Raw genomic sequence first — 334 nt, 5'->3', positions numbered from 1 at the left:
GCCCAGAACATCGTCACCATCCATGATGGTCACGGTGCTGCCTGGCTTACCTTTACCGCTCAGTTCAGGGCGAACATCATCGGTCACGGTGCCTGGCTTCAGGTTGCCCACGATCGGGCCCTGGTCATCCACCACTTCACCCACGGTGACCTGGTTTGGATCCGGATCGACAGTGAAAGAGATCCCCGGAGACGGTTCACTGGTGTTGCCTGACGGATCGGTTACGGTTGTGGTGATTTCGTGATCGCCTTTGTCCAGCGGTTTCTCTGGCGTATAGGACCACTTGCCTTCGTCATCCACAATAACGGAACCAATCTTCTCGTCGTTATCGTAA

Annotated in this window: 1 protein-coding gene; it reads right to left on the bottom strand. The window is 55.4% G+C overall.

Annotation, left to right across the window (positions count from 1 at the left end; all coding sequences use genetic code 11):
- Nucleotides 1-334 (bottom strand): Ig-like domain-containing protein (locus C5687_RS24805; RefSeq protein ID WP_158252243.1); only part of this gene is annotated, 334 nt, incomplete at both ends.

This window comes from Enterobacter sichuanensis, from assembly GCF_002939185.1.
GTDB lineage: Bacteria > Pseudomonadota > Gammaproteobacteria > Enterobacterales > Enterobacteriaceae > Enterobacter > Enterobacter sichuanensis.
The sequence above is the reverse complement of the archived record's forward strand: the minus strand, read 5'-3'. Positions and strand labels throughout refer to the sequence as shown.